Origin of the sequence: Phytoactinopolyspora limicola, from assembly GCF_011320225.1 — a bacterium.
GTDB classification, from domain to species: Bacteria; Actinomycetota; Actinomycetes; order Jiangellales; family Jiangellaceae; genus Phytoactinopolyspora; species Phytoactinopolyspora limicola.
In genome coordinates this window covers 24,057-39,158 of sequence record NZ_JAAOEN010000018.1, presented here as the reverse complement: position 1 = coordinate 39,158, position 15,102 = coordinate 24,057, and the positions used below count along the sequence as shown (strand labels likewise).

At 65.7% G+C, this 15,102-nt stretch carries 13 protein-coding genes; 5 read left to right on the top strand and 8 right to left on the bottom strand.

Annotated features, from left to right (window positions below):
• The first annotated feature begins 14 nt into the window (after positions 1-14).
• The gene (locus G8760_RS25385; RefSeq protein WP_166355640.1) at positions 15-1,436 is read left to right on the top strand and encodes a histidine-type phosphatase; all 1,422 of its coding nucleotides are present in this window, start codon (positions 15-17) and stop codon (positions 1,434-1,436) included.
• A gap of 57 nt (positions 1,437-1,493) precedes the next feature.
• On the opposite strand, the gene G8760_RS25380 is transcribed toward G8760_RS25385, so the two are convergent.
• Positions 1,494-2,228: a GntR family transcriptional regulator gene (locus G8760_RS25380; RefSeq protein ID WP_166355639.1), complete on the bottom strand. Its 735-nt coding sequence runs from the start codon at positions 2,226-2,228 to the stop codon at positions 1,494-1,496.
• A 230-nt stretch (positions 2,229-2,458) separates the two neighbouring features.
• Between G8760_RS25380 and G8760_RS25375 the strand changes: the two genes are divergently transcribed.
• Positions 2,459-3,289 carry an inositol monophosphatase family protein gene (locus G8760_RS25375; protein ID WP_166355638.1) on the top strand — a complete coding sequence of 277 codons (831 nt, stop codon included), beginning with the start codon at positions 2,459-2,461 and terminating at the stop codon, positions 3,287-3,289.
• A gap of 30 nt (positions 3,290-3,319) precedes the next feature.
• Here G8760_RS25375 and G8760_RS25370 read toward each other — a convergent pair whose 3' ends face one another.
• Entirely contained in the window at positions 3,320-3,730 is a 411-nt protein-coding gene (locus G8760_RS25370) for an SDR family NAD(P)-dependent oxidoreductase (protein ID WP_281355185.1), read from the bottom strand.
• 14 nt (positions 3,731-3,744) lie between these two features.
• On the opposite strand from G8760_RS25370, the gene G8760_RS25365 reads away from it, so the two are divergent.
• Complete coding sequence (locus G8760_RS25365) at positions 3,745-3,942, top strand: IclR family transcriptional regulator domain-containing protein (RefSeq protein ID WP_166355637.1); 198 nt, start codon at positions 3,745-3,747, stop codon at positions 3,940-3,942.
• On the opposite strand, the gene G8760_RS30995 is transcribed toward G8760_RS25365, so the two are convergent.
• Positions 3,922-4,170, bottom strand: coding sequence for a pentapeptide repeat-containing protein (locus G8760_RS30995; RefSeq protein WP_343074460.1), 249 nt, complete (start codon positions 4,168-4,170; stop codon positions 3,922-3,924). The two genes, G8760_RS25365 and G8760_RS30995, sit on opposite strands and share 21 nt — an antisense overlap.
• Before the next feature lie 998 nt (positions 4,171-5,168).
• On the opposite strand from G8760_RS30995, the gene G8760_RS25355 reads away from it, so the two are divergent.
• On the top strand, positions 5,169-5,429 hold the full coding sequence (locus G8760_RS25355; RefSeq protein WP_166355636.1) for a hypothetical protein: 261 nt from the start codon (positions 5,169-5,171) through the stop codon (positions 5,427-5,429).
• Between the two features lie 91 nt (positions 5,430-5,520).
• Here the strand turns inward: G8760_RS25355 and G8760_RS25350 are convergent, their stop codons facing one another.
• The 5 genes from G8760_RS25350 to G8760_RS25330 all read right to left on the bottom strand — a co-directional run bounded on the left by G8760_RS25350 (position 5,521) and on the right by G8760_RS25330 (position 13,372).
• Positions 5,521-8,922 carry a hypothetical protein gene (locus G8760_RS25350; RefSeq protein ID WP_166355635.1) on the bottom strand — a complete coding sequence of 1,134 codons (3,402 nt, stop codon included), beginning with the start codon at positions 8,920-8,922 and terminating at the stop codon, positions 5,521-5,523.
• A gap of 379 nt (positions 8,923-9,301) precedes the next feature.
• On the bottom strand, positions 9,302-10,447 hold the full coding sequence (locus G8760_RS25345) for a TolB-like translocation protein (protein ID WP_166355634.1): 1,146 nt from the start codon (positions 10,445-10,447) through the stop codon (positions 9,302-9,304).
• The gene (locus tag G8760_RS25340; RefSeq protein WP_166355633.1) at positions 10,444-11,325 is read right to left on the bottom strand and encodes a polysaccharide deacetylase family protein; all 882 of its coding nucleotides are present in this window, start codon (positions 11,323-11,325) and stop codon (positions 10,444-10,446) included. Before G8760_RS25340 ends, G8760_RS25345 begins: the two co-directional genes overlap by 4 nt.
• The gene (locus tag G8760_RS25335; protein WP_166355632.1) at positions 11,319-12,278 is read right to left on the bottom strand and encodes a DUF6807 domain-containing protein; all 960 of its coding nucleotides are present in this window, start codon (positions 12,276-12,278) and stop codon (positions 11,319-11,321) included. The genes G8760_RS25340 and G8760_RS25335 overlap by 7 nt, the downstream gene beginning before the upstream one ends.
• Positions 12,275-13,372: a Gfo/Idh/MocA family protein gene (locus G8760_RS25330; RefSeq protein ID WP_207782715.1), complete on the bottom strand. Its 1,098-nt coding sequence runs from the start codon at positions 13,370-13,372 to the stop codon at positions 12,275-12,277. Before G8760_RS25330 ends, G8760_RS25335 begins: the two co-directional genes overlap by 4 nt.
• 322 nt (positions 13,373-13,694) lie before the next feature.
• Here G8760_RS25330 and G8760_RS25325 point away from each other — a divergent pair, with 322 nt between their 5' ends.
• Positions 13,695-15,092, top strand: a complete 1,398-nt coding sequence (locus tag G8760_RS25325; protein WP_166355631.1) for an extracellular solute-binding protein — start codon at positions 13,695-13,697, stop codon at positions 15,090-15,092.
• Positions 15,093-15,102 lie beyond the last annotated feature (10 nt).

The following is a 15,102-nucleotide window of genomic DNA, read 5'->3' as shown; positions in this document are numbered from 1 at the left end:
AGGAGCACGAGGCAATGGGATCAACGACTACCAGGAGTCCGGGTGAGGTACGCAGGCGCACCACGGCCAGTGTGATCGCCGCCGCCGCGGCCGTCGCGCTGATTCTGACCGGTGCCGGTGTGGCCAATGGTCAGGCACCAGCCGTCGGTGAACCACAAGGTCATTACTCGACAAAGAAACCTTACGAACCACAAGGTCAGCCCGGGGACTATACGGATGCCCCGGACGGATTCGAGCCGGTATCCGTCCAGCACGTCGCCCGGCATGGATCGCGGCTGCTGTCGAGTAAGAAGTATGACGACCTGACACTGCAACTGTGGGAGGCCGCCCGCGACGAGCAGGCGTTGACCCCGATTGGCGCACGGCTTGGCGGGGAGGTGCGCAGGTTGATCCGGGTGCATGAACGCCTCGGGTACGGAAACCTGTCCGAACTCGGTGCTCGTGAGCATGAGGACATGGCGATGCGAGTTCATGAACGCCTCCCCGAGTTGTTCGACCACGCTCTTGAGGACGGCCAACGGATCGGCGTCGTCACATCGGGCAAGGACCGCGCCGTCGACAGCGCTGACAACTTCGTTGACGGGTTGGTGATGGCAGAGCCAGGGCTGGCCGGGCTGATCGACACCCCGGTGGTTGACGAAGATGTGCTCTACTTCCACAACTCGGAGCGGAACGCCGACTACCGGGACTACAAAGACAACGATCCGCGGCTTCTGGCAGCTCTGGCCGAGGTGGCCGACGACCCGCAGGTGCATGCCGCCGCCCGGCGGATGATGGAGCGGCTTTTCGACCGCGACTTCGTCGACCGGCTGGATGCTGGCGAGTTCGAGTTCGTTGACCGGGGCAAAGGTGAAACGGTCCTGGATGACGTGGCCAGCGCGGCTGACTACTTGTACAACTTGTACATCATCGCACCGGGGATCCCCGATGAGGGGAGGTGGCGATTCGATCAGTACGTCACCGCTGAGGACGCGGAGATGATGGCGTATTTCGTGGATACTCAGCAGTTCTACGAGAAGGGGCCGGCGTTCGAGGGTGACGACATTACCTACCGGATGGCTCAGGTCTTGCTTGATGACCTGTTTGCGGAGATCGACGCGGTGCGGGCGGGTGCCAGCGAGCACGCGGCCGTGTTCCGGTTCGCCCATGCCGAACAGATCATGCCGCTCGCCGCGCTGATGCAATTGCCAGGGGCCGGCGTCGAGCAGCCGGAGGGGGAACTGTTCAGCTATGAGAACAACCCGTGGCGTGGGGATCAAGTCTCGCCGATGGGCGCCAACGTGCAATGGGATGTCTATGCGAACGCTGACGGAGACTACCTGGTGCGGATGCTGGTCAACGAGGCAGAGACTCCATTCAAGGAGGAGTGCCAACCGTACTCGGATGGCGGTCTCTTCTACGAGTTAGACGAGCTCAAAGACTGCCTCGCCGGCTAGCCGTGGCAACGTGATCGCTCGGACACGACCTAGGGGACGACGATGATGCGGGCGCGGCTACCGATCCACCAGGGTCATCTCGAAGGTGTACCTGGAAGCGCGATACGAGTCGCGCCCGTACTCGACGGCGCGGCCGACGTCGTCGTACGTGGTGCGGACCATGGTTAGCAGGGCGGCACCCCGGTTTTCACCCAACAGTCGGGCTTCAGCGGTGGTGGCATTAGAGGCACCGATCTGCTGGGAAGCGACCCGCAGGTGGACTCCGTTGGATCGGAGGAGCTGGAAGAGTCCGCGTTGTTCCAGTTGTTCGGTGGTGAGTTCGGCGAGACTCGCGGGGAGCCAGTTGCGCATGATGGCCAGTGGGCCGTCTTGGGTGCTACGGAGCCTTTCCAGGGCGAGGACCTGTCGTCCTTCGGAGATGCCCAACGCGTCGGCGACCTCCGCTGGCGCTGGTACCAGGTCGATCTTGAGTACCTGGGTGGTGGGCTGCTGGCCGGACTTGACCAGATCGTCGTACAAGCTGGTGAGGGTGGCGGCACGTTTGACCTGGCCATGGACCACCTGGGTGCCGACGCCGCGTTTGCGGACCAGCAGGCCCTTGTCGACCAGATGCTGGATGGCGCGCCGGATGGTCAACCGCGACAGTCTCAACTGTTCGGCCAGCACGAGCTCGTTGTCCAGGCGTGCGCCCGGCCGGAGTCGGCCTTCGACGATGGCTGCTTCGATCTGGCGCGCGACCTGGAAGTACAACGGCACAGGATCGGACCGGTCAAGTTCGACAGAGAGGTTCATGAAGGTGTGTCCATGAGTGTGGTCAGGGCTGCTTGATGGCTGACGGCACCACTCGCGCCCGATGGGCTGAATTGTATAGACAACATATCATAGGGAAGCCTAACGGTCGGCCTTGACACGCCACTTTGTGTAGACAAAGTGGCCGGGTAGTCAGGGCGTCGCGGGCCGTGGCTCCTGCTGGTGGGCGACCCGCTTGTTATGGGTATTCCGAGAAACGTAGGGAGAAATCCGTGTCCGAGCTTCGTGATCTATCTCAGCACCTCAGTGACGTGGCTGGCCAGGCCGCACAGGCTGTCGCTGGGCAATTGCGCACCGCCTTTCGCCAGGAGATGGAGGTCGACTATAAGCGCGACAACCACGATCTGGTGACCAAGTACGACCGCTTGGCGGAGGACCGGATCCGCGAGGTGCTTCTCGCGAGTGTCCCCGACAGTGTCGTCGTCGGGGAGGAGCGCGGCGCCGAAGGAGACGGCGACATCCGCTGGTATGTCGATCCGATCGACGGCACGGCCAACTTCGTGTCAGGGTTCGCCTTCTTCTGCACGTCGATCGGGGCCGTCGTCGGCAACGAGATCGTCGCGGGAGCCGTGCTGGATCCCATGGCCGACCACCTATTCACGGCGGATCTGGCCGGGGCGTACCTCAACGGTGCCCGGCTGAACTCCGGCGGCGTCAGCGACGAAGCACACGCGTTGCTGATCAGTGCATACCCCACGGCGCGTGACCTCGACCGAGATGGCCCGGTGGCGTTGGAACGGTTAGGGGAGTTGATCGACACCTACAGTTCCGTCCGCCGGCCGGGAAGTGCGGCACTGACCTTGTCTCACGTGGCGGCCGGTTGGGTCGACGCCGCGTTCGGTACCGCGGTTAACCCGTGGGATGTGGCCGCGGGCATCCTTCTCGTGCGTCGGGCCGGCGGGAGTTATCGCCCCTTGGGAGCCGCGGCCGACACACCGGTGTGGGCCGCACCTGCCTACATGGCCTCAACGCGAGCACTGGAGCCTAAGGTGCTCGATCGGATCGCTGGTTATGTGGGTGAGACGGTCGGGGGAGGCGAATGATCGCCATCGCATGGGGCCGGGTTCGGCGCGCTAGTAGACGGCGCGCCCACCGCTGAGGTCGAAGACGAACCCAGTGGTGTAGCTGGCCGCCGGTGACACCGTCCAAGAGATGGGTTCCGCGACCTCGTCAAGGGTGCCGCATCGATTCATCGGGATGCGGGAGAGCATGTAGTCGACCTGGCTTTCGGGCATCTCATCCACCATCTGAGTCCGGATCACCGCAGGTGCTATGGCGTTGATGGTGACGCCGGTCTGGGCGTACTCCTTACCCATCGCTTTCACCATGCCAACCAGTCCCGCCTTCGATGCCGAGTACGACACCATGCCAGCGTTGCCGTCTTTGCCGGCGATGGAGGCTACGTGCAGGATCCGGCCGTACCCGGAGGCGGTCATGCTGGGGAGGACGGCTTTCGACAGGATGAACGCGCCCCGGAGGTTGATGTCGAGTACAACTGGTGTCCAAGGTGGGCAGCCGGCTGCCCACCCACGCCACGGGCTTGGGCAAGGTGTCGTTGGCCTATGTGGACCAGGAAGAGCTGGACGAATGGTTGGACGGCGTTACCCTGGAGCGATTTACCGAGAACATGGTGGTGGACTCGGCCGAGTTGAGGGGCGCCCTCGCAAGGATCGTTCTAACACGGCGTTTGCTGTAGCTTCGCCTTCCCATTGGTCCGGTAGCGGTGTGCCATCCGCGGTCGATTTCGACACCTGGGCGGCGGAAAGTCGGGACGTGTGCGCACGAATGAGCAGCGGCTGAAGGTGGTCGCTTCCGTGAACAGGGCGTCTCGGAACGTGCAGTCGATGAAGGTTGCGCCCTCGAACTGGGCCGCGGAGAGGTCGGACTCGTCGAACGTGCACCGTTCGAAGGCCGCGTTGGGAATCGAGCGCAGCCGGTGAGCCTTCGCAGAGGCGAAGTCGCGGTCGAGGACCTGCCGTCCGGGAGAGATCCGGGCAAGTTTGGCGTTGCGGAAGCTGCACCGTTGGAAGCGACGATCGAAACGTGGCTGCCCGGTGAGGCTGATGGAGTCAAACGGCAGTCGGACAGCTCGGACTCGAACACCGTCAGGATGCCCCGGGCGAAGCTCAGGTCTAGATGTTGCAGCGTGACGTATCGAATGTCGATACCGGGTTTACCAGCATCAAGACCCCGGAGATCGGTAAGCCCGGGTGCGATGCTTCACCCCGCGATTGCATCGATGGCCAGCCGTCACTCTTCTCCCGGCACTGCGGAGATTTCCGACATCGTGGTGGTGATGGCCACCACGATGTCGGATGTCTGGTTGGCTACTTCGACCTGATCATTTCTGGGATCATGACGACGATGCTGCTAATCGAACCTGGTGGGCGGTGCTATGGAGCAGGAGCGTTCGACGCGTCAATCACTTCTGAGCGCCCAGGAAGGCGTTCTCTCTGGGTTGGCCCTGGTACTCGCCATCGTGATGTACATCGTTCCTGGAGGTTCCACCGCTGAGCGGCTAGTGCTTGCGCTGGCGGTGGTGAGCGGATTCCTGCTGATATGGCGTGGAACTGTTCTGGCGGCGCGGAAGGCTCTGGACTCGGCGTTTGTGTTCCTTATGGTCACCACCCTTCTTTTAGGGATGACCTATGTGACGCTGGCCGGACGTACCGATGGGTCACCGGCGGAGGCGTCGGTCGACGGAGAGGAATCCAGCTACGCGGATAGTCGGAGCGGAACGCGGGATGAGGATACTGACCAGCCCGCCACCGTCACTCCCATGGACTTCGACGCACCGGTGGATTCTACGGGGTTGATAGTCCTGACCCCGGAGGAGCGGCCCTGCGCCCGTATATCGATCCGCACACCTGGACGACGGCCACCTGGGTTGACCTGCCGGCAATCCGGTTTACCTGGCAGGGCATGTCCGCCAGACCCGAGTGGTATCTGTTCGGTCTGCTGGACCCCGCCACCATGGTGGAGTTCGGGACGTGTGACCGCAACGAGGTTTGGACCCGCCAGGTGACGTGGGAGCAGGTCATTGGCCGAGGTGGTGGGGTCTGCGTCAAATATCACACCAATGAGCTCGGTTCGATTGTGATCATCGAGAAATCCGATGTGGTGAATGCAGACTCCTTTGAGATCACCATCCGCGGGGTGCGGTGGGAGGGGAGAGCCAGGTGACGGCACTGCTGGGACTTCCGACATCGTGGTGGTGATGGCCACCACGATGTCGGAAGTCTTGCGGCGCGCCCAGGTGTCCCAGGGTGGTTGATCAGTCGGATCCGACGAGTTGTGCGGTGTGGAACTGGGCGGGGTTCTTCGGGGCGGCGCCGACACCGGAGCCCCATTCGTAGTAGCCCTTGCGGGCGTCACTGGTGGCGGGGGAGTCGGCATCATTGACGAGGAAAGACAGTCCGAAGATGTCGCCGGGCGGGCCGTCGGGGTAGGCCAAGGCGGTCCAAGGCACGTGCAGGCTATAGGTGGTGGTGCCGGCCTCGTCGTCGCGGATGATGTCGACGTCGGCGCCGGGGATCGGCCCGGGGGTGTTCCCGGGGGCGGGTGCCCAGGTGTAGGTGGCGGGACCGGCGTCGAGGAGGGCGGCGCCGACCTCGGTGCGGGTGCCGTCTATGACGTGGGGCAGGGTGTCGTAGACGCTGTACTGAATGGAGTCGATCTGCCACATGGTGGCGGGGTCGGTGCGGTCGCCGAGGTGGGTGTCGTCGTTGATCACCGCGTCCAGCACGAGGGCGTCGTCAGTGTAGGTGAACTGAATGGTGCCGGACAGATCGTCGGGGCCGCCGTGCTGGCCGCCGCGGAGTGAGATCCAGCGTCCCAGATCTTGCAGATCGATTGGGTCGAGGGTGGTGTTGTCGGCTGGTTCGATGGGGGTGAAGCTCAGCCGTGCGGTGTCGGCAGCCTTGAACGTCGGACTAGTGGCGGTCACCGTGTAGGGGTAGAACGTGAACGGTTCGGCGTCGGTGATGGGTGTGGTGAACGTACCTGTGCCGCCGGCGTCGACGGTGAGGTCGTTGGTGATGGTGCCGGCCCATGAACCGAGCGACCAGTCGAGGCTGGTGAGGTCGAGGTCGTCGGTGGGGTGGTTGTTGGTGACGGCGATGTCGAGGTTGTAGGCGTAGCCGTCGCTGCCGTCGCCGGTGATGGCTGGTTGGGCACTGACAGTGAACGGGTCGACGACGGTGGTGGTGGCACGCAATCGAGCCACGGTGTGTTCGTCGGAGGTGATGGTCGCGGTGAGATCACGTTCACCGGTCAGTCCGGTGGCGGGCAGGTCGAGGGTGACCTCCGTTGTGCGTCCCGGCCGCGCGGTGACCGTCTGGGTGGTGCCGTCGACGTCGACGGTGATCCGCGACGGCATGATCAACTGTTCACTGCGGTCGATGGTGACGGTGACCGGCACGGTGGCCCCGGTGACACTCTGGTCAGGTGCGGACAGGGTGAACCCGGAGCCGTTCACCACCTCGATAGCGTCGATGTCACCGGTCAGGAACACCGGGGAGGCGTCCACATCCAGCGTCACCGTGCCACGGTGCGGTGCCAGTTGGCTGACCTGTCCAAACTGGTCGGTCAGCTCCACCGGGCCGGACGCCTCCACCGCGACTGTCCGCGGCTCGGTTGCCCAGAACACCCGAGTTGTGTCATCCGGGCCGACGTAGGGGAACGAGTAGACGGCGTCGTCGCCGACGTCCTCGCGGTCGTCGAGCTCTTTGCCGAGTGCTTGGCGGATGAGAACGGCGTTGGAGATGGCGGCCGGCTTCGGGGCGATGCTCATGATGCTCTGGTCGCTGTCGCCGGGGCCGCACACCCAGGCCGGGTAGCAGCCGTGGTCGTAGGGGCGGCGGAGCAGACCGAAGCGGTGTTCACGTTCACCAGCGTCGAAGCCGTCGTCCATGGCGTCGTACCAGAAGTACTTGTCCGCGCCGAAGGACTGGGCGAGGACCTGGGCCCGGATGAGGTAGTCGGCCTGTTGGGTCTCGGTGGACCCGGCGGTGTGGGTGGGCCAGCCATTCTCCGTGATCCAGATCGGGATTTCACGGTCGCCTTGGTTCTGTTTGACCATGTCGACCAGCTCCGGAAACTCGGTCATCATGACCGTCTCCTCCGGAGGAGTGCCTGGACCGCCCGACTGGTAGCCGTAGAAGTTCACGCTGAACGTGTCCAGGTGGTCCAGCCCGCCCTGGTCGAAGAAGTCGGCGTGCCAGGCCAGCTGGGTTCCGGCCGAGGTGGCGGCGACGACGTTGGCGTCCGGGTTTGCGTCGTGAATCGCTTCATACGCCCGGGTCAACATGTCGAGGTAACACGCGGCGGTGATGCCGCAGGCGCCATCGTTGAACCCAGTGGAGTTGTACTCGTTGTACACCGAGATGTCGTTGGTGATGTCCGCATAATGCATCGATGTCGCCGCGTTGAACGCCGCGAACGCATCCAGCCCTTCTGGGGTGCTGGCGGTCTTTCCGTCGTCGTACAACGGGTTCCGGTACCCGGTGATCGGCATCGACGTGATCCCGAGCTCCGCTGCGGGCCGGGCGCCTTTGTCGAATGCGTAGGTATCGAAGTTGTAGACCCCGGGTTCACGTTCGATGGACGCCCAGTTGGCGTCGCTGCGGACGTTTCCCCAGCCGATGCGGGCGATGGTGTCCAGCAGCGCAGCTTCCACCTCCGGTTTCTGCCAGCCGTAGTGGAGTGCGACGGCGAAGTAGTTGTCCGGGTCGAGCGCACCCTCCGGTGCTGGGGTGACGATCCCGAACGACGTCCGCCGGGTCACCGTCTCGCCGTTGACGTCAGCGCTGACCTCGACCGTGTAATACCCCGGTCCGAAACCACTGACGTCGACGGCACCAGCGCCACCACTGATGGGGGCCGTCCCGGATGTGAGCGCAACCCCGTTGGCGTCCCCGATCGTCCAGTCGACCTCGTTCGCGGTCGAGGACACCTCTACCGCACCCGAGCCCTCATCGAACACCAGCGTCGGTGATGTCACCGCCAGCGGATCCGGCTCATCACCGAAGGCCACCTCGATGCGGCTGAAGCAGATCTCGGGCATGACGTCGGCGTTCGCCTTGATGTTGAGGCGGAAGTCCGCCCCATTGGACCGGTTCTCGAACCTGATGTTGTTGAGCGCGAACTCGTGGCTCTTCCAGGTTCCGTCACCGGTCAGGGGCAGGTTCGGGGTTCCCGTCCACGGGCTGGACTGGCTGTCGTAGTGGATGTCCATACCCGTGGCGCCGCCGTCGAAGTAGTCGACCGTGACCCGCGCCTTCTCCGCGTCGTCGGGGATCACGTCGTCGGCGACGTCGACGTACAGGTACCGGACGTAGGGGTCACCGGACGTCGCCCAGCAGGCGATCCCGTCGATCTCGGTGGCGGCGTTGGCGGGGTCTTTGTCCGCGTCACCCGGCCAGGCGGCTACCACCCCGTCGTAGACCGGCGGATTCGACAGAACCACACTGGCGCTGCCGGGAGCCGCGGCGGCGATGCTCGGCGACTCGTTTTCCGACGCCACGGCCGCCCCTGGCCCGGCCAGCAAGCCGAGTGCGAGTAGGGCGCTGCCGCCCAGCGCGGCGGCCGCGGTGGCTGGCCGGCGGGTGGTTGGCCTGCGCTCGGCGGCACCGGGCCACGGGCCCGATCTCGGTACACCTGGTTCGCGGAAGTGCATGAGCATCTCCTTGACGGTTGACGGTCAGCCGCGGGATTGCGGCTCTGGGCGCCGGGGCCAGCCCGTGTTGTGCTGGCCCGGAGCCAGGCACGGCCGAGGTCTCCACCCCGCTGCGGTGGACCCGCTGAAGCGAGGGAATACCGGCGATCGCAAAAGGTTTTGCATGACCATACTGGGCTCGATCGGTTACGCACAAGACATCAGCGCGACATATTTCGGAATCAAGAGGTCGCGGGTTGAAAGATCGCGCGAATAGGGCTCCGTCGGGCCCGCGTGCCCTGGCGTCCTTGCTCGCGGTGGCGGCACCAAGCTTGCCTTGATCATGAGCGACCTACACCCCCCAGAAGGGGGAAAACTCGCTCATGATCAATGCCAGCACCTACGCCACCTTTGGAGGAAAAGGCATCGGGACGCTGGCGATGGACACGTCGCCCGTCGCGCGGTCGGTGTGGTTGTACAGCACAGCCTGACCGTCGGGGGAGAAGACCGGGTGCGGATGGTGGGGGTGGCGGGACGCCCACGTACGGGCGAGGTGCGCGGTGTGCCCGGACTGGACGTCCACCAGCACCACGTCGGACACGTGACCTGTGGTGGACCTCGGGCCACGGCTGGACGAGGCATGCACATCCGTGGTGGAGCTGGCTCCGTCGTAGGGACCTTGAGTATCGGCGACGATCCACTGTCCATCCCGGCTGATATCGCAGTGCCAGAACCGATCACCAAGGACGACGAGTCGCGGTGCTGGGCCATCGGGCCAGGCGGTATAGATGCCGCGCGGGCCGGCGTCGCTCTCGCCGTAGGCGCAGAAGACCATCCCGACGTCGTGGAACATCCAGCGTTCGTGGCCGGCCGCGACGAAGCCTCCGGGCTGCTCGGACAGCCGCCACTGATCGACCACACACCGCGGCTCGGGGCCGGAGGGATCGTGGCATGCCCAGATCCGGTCGGGTGTCTGCCGCGCCGGTCCTTCATGGGCGAAGCCGATCCAGTCCGGAGTATGCGGGCTGAACTGAACGTGGTTGGCGTGCCAGGGGAGCCGCGCCAGTTCCTGAGCGGCCCCGGTAGCCGAGCAGATCTCGAGTAGCCGATACGAGCCGTCGGGTGGGTGGTGTTCGACGACGGCGACCCGCCGCCCGTCGGCGGTGATGCTGCACAGTCCATCGAGGACGGCACCGGCCGGTGCGGCGTATAGACGCACGGCGGCTGTCCACTGGGTGAGATCCCGTAGATGGAGGGCGTCGTCTCGGACCCACACGATGAGGTTGGCGTCGGCGGCGACGTCGAACCAGACCGGATGTGGTGTGCCGGCCCATGGCAGGGCGCAGACCACACGTTCCACCGCCGGTGAATCGTCGAGTGCCGAGCCCGCCGGTCCATTGGCTGCGCCGGCGGGCCACGGAATGGTGGAGATCCCGATGGTGCCTTCGCGCGGGTCGTAACGTGCGATGGCGAGGTGCTGTCCGTCGTCGTGGAAGCCGTTGGTGTGCGGATAGGTCAAATGAGCACCCGCGCGAACGATAGTCACGGCTCCCCCCGATCCCTGCCCCTCCCGGTGATCATTGGCTTTTGACTACCGAATTCGGTAGTCAAAAGCCAATGATCACCGGGAGGGGGGAGAGGTGGGGGCAGGTCGTCGAACCCGAGGAACGGCAGGCCGAGGTGCGAGCCGAGTTCGAGGAGGAATCGCAGCCGCTCGGGCCGCACATGATGGGCCGCGCTCGTCGCCGCGATGTCATGAGCGTAGAGGGTGACGTAGCCGGGAGCGTCGGCGGCCACCTGGAGCAACACACCCACGTCCGGATCGTCGGGATGTGTGACGCCGCCGCGAGCGGTGTCGATACCCCGGCCGATCAGCACCCGGGTGGAATCGATCCTGGCCGCGGGGACGACGTGCCGCGCCGCCGTCGTGGCGTCGTCAGTCCTGGGTATACCGCTGCGCAGCCGGTCGAACACCGTGGTCAGGGCCGCGTCGCTGGCGGCATCGCGCCGGCTGTTCGGGTACGCGAACGTGCGAGCGGTCAGGCCCAGACCAGCCAGGGCGTCGAGGCACGGGGCGATCTCCCGCGCCAGGTATCCGTCGGCGCCTTCGTCCGCGATCACCCGCGGTGCGTCGAGGTGGCGCAGGCCGTGTGCGCCGATGGTGTGCCCGTCCGCAGCGAGCGCACACACGAGGCGTCGCTCCTCGGCATCGAGCAGGTCAGGTTCACAGATGAAGAACGTCGCACGTACACCGAACCGGTCGAACAGCGGCCGACACTGGGCCCAGGATCGGACATGCCGGTCGTCGAAGGTCAGCAGGATCCCGCCGCGAGGTGCGCCGCTCGAGCGGAGCGCACGTGATCTGCTCCCCAATGGTGGTCGGGAGTGGATCGCCCAACCGCAGGGCCCCGGTGGTCTCACCACGGGATGGCCTCCACGACGTGGGCGGTGTGCTCGGCCGACCATGCGCCGGTGCCGATCACCACCCGGTACCGTCGGCGGAACGAGTCTTCCGGCGGTAGGTCGAAGCTGCGGTGGAATGCCCACGACGGGTTGACGCCGGCGAACTGCCCGGTGCGGACGAACCAGTGGGCCGAGTCGATGTCGTTCTCCGGTGCGTGACAGAAGACGAGCGTCGACGAGCGGTCGACCTCGTCGTGCCGGCCGACGTAGCCGACCCAGGGTGCGCTCTGACCGCGCAGCGTGTCCTCGTCGACAAGACCGCTGGCAGTCAGCAGCGCACCGCCGGTGAAGGATCGGGGGCCCCGCCACCACAGGCCGGTATAGCCGGACCCGGCCAGGCCGCGGGTGTGTGGGCTGCCGAAGCGCAACGGCTGGCCGCGGACGTTGGTGACGGCGGTGGTGATGTCGAGTACCCAGTATCCGGCGGCATTGTCGACCGTGTGCGCTCGGAGCGTGCGCTGTTCGTGGACGAGTGGGTGGGCGGCCGCGTCCAGCCAGGTCAGGTCTTGGTGGATGGTGACGTCGGCCCCGCTGGTGGCTACGTGTGCCGGTTCGTCGGGCCGCATCGCTCCGATGTTGTCGAGAGCGACGTAACCCTCGCCGGCGACATACGTGTGGCCACCCCAGATGTTGACGTCGGACACGTCGGTGGCGGTGAGCTGCAGGCCCTTGTGCCAGACGTGGTCGTGGGGCCGGTAGGCGGTCACGACGTCGCCGGCCAGCGTCCGCAGCGGGTGGACGTAGGGTTTCGGTGCCTCGAACGGGACGGGGTGTGGTTCGTAAACGTACCTGGCGAGTTCGACCTCGCCGGCGACCTCGCCAGCGACGCAGCTAGCGGCCTCGGGGCCGGTGCCGGTTCCAGTGGTGATGGCGACGTGGCCGCCGATCCGGTGAGTAGCGCTGAGATGGGTCATCTGATGTCGTGACCTCCGTTGACGGCAGCATAGAAGGGGTCGCCGGGGACGATCTCGCCGCGTTGTACCGGCCGCCCGGTGAAGGCGGACTTGTACATCGCGGTGATGAACTCCAGGGCCTCCCGGCCACCCGGTCCACTCGTCGCCGGGCGGCGGCCGGCCCGGATATCGGCCAGGAGGGTGGTGAGCTGGGGCAGATGGGTGCTCGGTTCGTCCGGACCGGGTGGCTTCCACGACGCGATCACCTCGGGTGTGGTGCCGGGTGCGGGGGTGTAGGTCCAATCGTCGTCGTGGTAGCCGTAGAGATGGTCGAGTTCGATGGTGCCGCCTTCGCAGTCGATGCGCAGGTAGCTCGTCTGGCGAGGGGACACCGCCGAGCTGACCACGGTGGCCAGCGCGCCGGTCTCGAACCGGACGGTAGCGGTGGTGACGTCGTCGGTCTGTACGTCTCGAGCCAGTCGCGCGGCATGGCCGCGCACCTCGGACCACGGGCCGATCAGATCGAGCAGCAGGTCGATCTGGTGGATGCCCAGCCCCATGGCTGGACCGCCGCCCTCGCCGGTCCACCGGCCGCGCCAGGCGACGTCGTAGTAGGCGTCGTCGCGATACCAGGTGGTCTGGCAGTGGGCGACGAGGGGCCGGCCGATCCGGCCGGAGCTCAGGAGCCGGCGGGTGTGGCGTGCCCCCGACCCGAAACGCTGCTGGAAGACCACGGATGCGTATGGTCCGCCGTCGGGTTCGGCGGCGACGATCTCGTCGTACTCGGCGAGGGAGAGGACCGGAGGTTTTTCACACCATGCCCATGCGCCGGCGTCCAGCACGGCGAGCACCTGCTCCCGGTGGAACACCGGCGGTGAACAGATGATCACCAGGTCCGGATGGGCTTCTTTGAGTAGGCCGGCCAGATCGTCGTAGGCAGCGGTGATGCCCCATTTCGTGGCGAACGCGGTAAGTCGATTGGTGTCGACATCCATGGCGGCCTCGACCACCACGTCGGCCCCGAGTGAGCGCAGCGTCGGCATGTGGACGGCGTCGGCGATATGTCCGGTGCCGACGATCGCGGTGCGGATGGGGGGCACGGATGGTCTCGGCACGGTACTCCCTCAAACGTAGGGGTCAACAGAACGCAAAAGGTTTTGTGGCACTTTACCCGAGGAAGCTCACCCCGACGCAAGACCGTGCGCGCCGGGGGTGCGGTAGGGGAATCTGGCCATCGGGTTCCGTGAGGGTCCGGGAATGGTTACGTGAGCGTCACGGAACGTTGACTCCGTCGACGCGGTATGGCAACTTAGGCGACACAAAAGGTTTTGCGTCACATCTCGTTCTTCCCGACGTCGGTGCGTCCGGATCAGGCGCGCCTATGTCGGTGCATGTCACCTGTCGTGATCCGTAGTGAGCTACGCCTGAGGAGAAACAATGGTGAGACCCGTGCACCGGGGACTGGTCGCCTTGGCCGGCACCGCGATGATGATCGCCCTGGCCGCCTGTGGGGCGGACAGCAGTACCGACGACGCCGGCGCCAGCGACGAGCCTGATCTGAACGCCGAGGTGACCATCACCGTCAGCGATCTACCGCCGACGGAACAGGCGGAGTCGCGGCAGGCGATGCTGGACAAGATCGCCGACTTCGAGGCGGCCCACCCGACCATCACCATCGACGCCCAGGAGACCAAATGGGCGGCCGAGACCTTCAACGCGATGCTGGCCGGCGGAACGCTGCCGATCGTCACCGCGGTGCCGTTCACCGAGATCCAGGCCTTGGCCTCGCGTGGACAGGCCACCGACCTGACCGACGCGGTCGCCGACAGCGCCGCGATCAGCGCGTTGAGCCCTACGGTGATGGAGAGCGTCACCCGCGACGGCCGGATCTACGGGGTGCCGTATCAGGCCTACACCATGGGCCTGGTGTATAACCGCGGCTTGTTCGAGGAGGCCGGGCTCGATCCGGACGATCCGCCGCAAACATGGGACGACGTCCGGGCGGCCGCGAAGACCATTACCGAGCAGACCGGGCAACCAGGGTTCATCTCGATGACGGCCAGCAATACCGGCGGCTGGGTGTTGTCGACGATGTCGTACGCCTTCGGCGGTCAGATGCAGGAGGTCTCGGGCGACGACGTGCTGGCATCATTCGCCGCGCCGCGGACCGCCACGACCGAGGCCCTTGAACTGCTGCGGGCGATGCGATGGGAGGACGAGTCGATGGGGGCGAACTTCCTCCTGGACATCGACGACGCCCGCAACGAGTTCGCCGCCGGACGGGCCGGGATGTTCGTCCATGGCGCCGATGTCTACGGTGACATGGTGGTCAACCGGGGTCTGCCGGGCGAGCATTACGGGGTGGCGCCGTTGCCGCAAAGCCCCGACGGAATCGGCACGCTCGGTGGTGGGGCTATCGACATCGTCAGCCCGAACGCCACGCCGGAGCAGGTCGCGGCGGCGATCAAGTGGATCGAATACCACCGCCTCGGGCGGCTGTCCGACGAGGAGCAGGCGGTCACGTGGGCGGAGTCGCGGGCCGCCGACGACCTCCCAGTGGGGACGCCGGAGCTGCCGATCGTGGACGCGGCGCAGTACGAGACGTACCTGGGCTGGATCGATTCCTACATCAACGTCCCCCGCGACAACTACGAGCTGTACCTGAGCACTGTGGAGGATATCCCGCTGGTGCCGGAGCCTCCCGTGAAGGCGCAGGAGCTCTACGCCGCCCTCGACCCGGTGGTGCAAGCGGTGCTCACCCGGGAGGACGCCGACCTCGCCGAACTACTCGACCAGGCCGAACGCAACGTGAACGACTTCATCGCGGCGGGCTGATCCAGGGCGG

Excerpts from the sequence above, each read along its gene's own strand:
- G8760_RS25355 (WP_166355636.1), top strand. The coding sequence starts at position 5,169 with ATGTCCGCCAGACCCGAGTGGTATCTGTTCGGTCTGCTGGACCCCGCC.
- G8760_RS25325 (WP_166355631.1), top strand. The coding sequence starts at position 13,695 with ATGGTGAGACCCGTGCACCGGGGACTGGTCGCCTTGGCCGGCACCGCG.
- G8760_RS25335 (WP_166355632.1), bottom strand. The coding sequence starts at position 12,278 with ATGACCCATCTCAGCGCTACTCACCGGATCGGCGGCCACGTCGCCATC.
- G8760_RS25380 (WP_166355639.1), bottom strand. The coding sequence starts at position 2,228 with ATGAACCTCTCTGTCGAACTTGACCGGTCCGATCCTGTGCCGTTGTAC.
- G8760_RS25350 (WP_166355635.1), bottom strand. The coding sequence starts at position 8,922 with ATGCACTTCCGCGAACCAGGTGTACCGAGATCGGGCCCGTGGCCCGGT.
- G8760_RS25385 (WP_166355640.1), top strand. The coding sequence starts at position 15 with ATGGGATCAACGACTACCAGGAGTCCGGGTGAGGTACGCAGGCGCACC.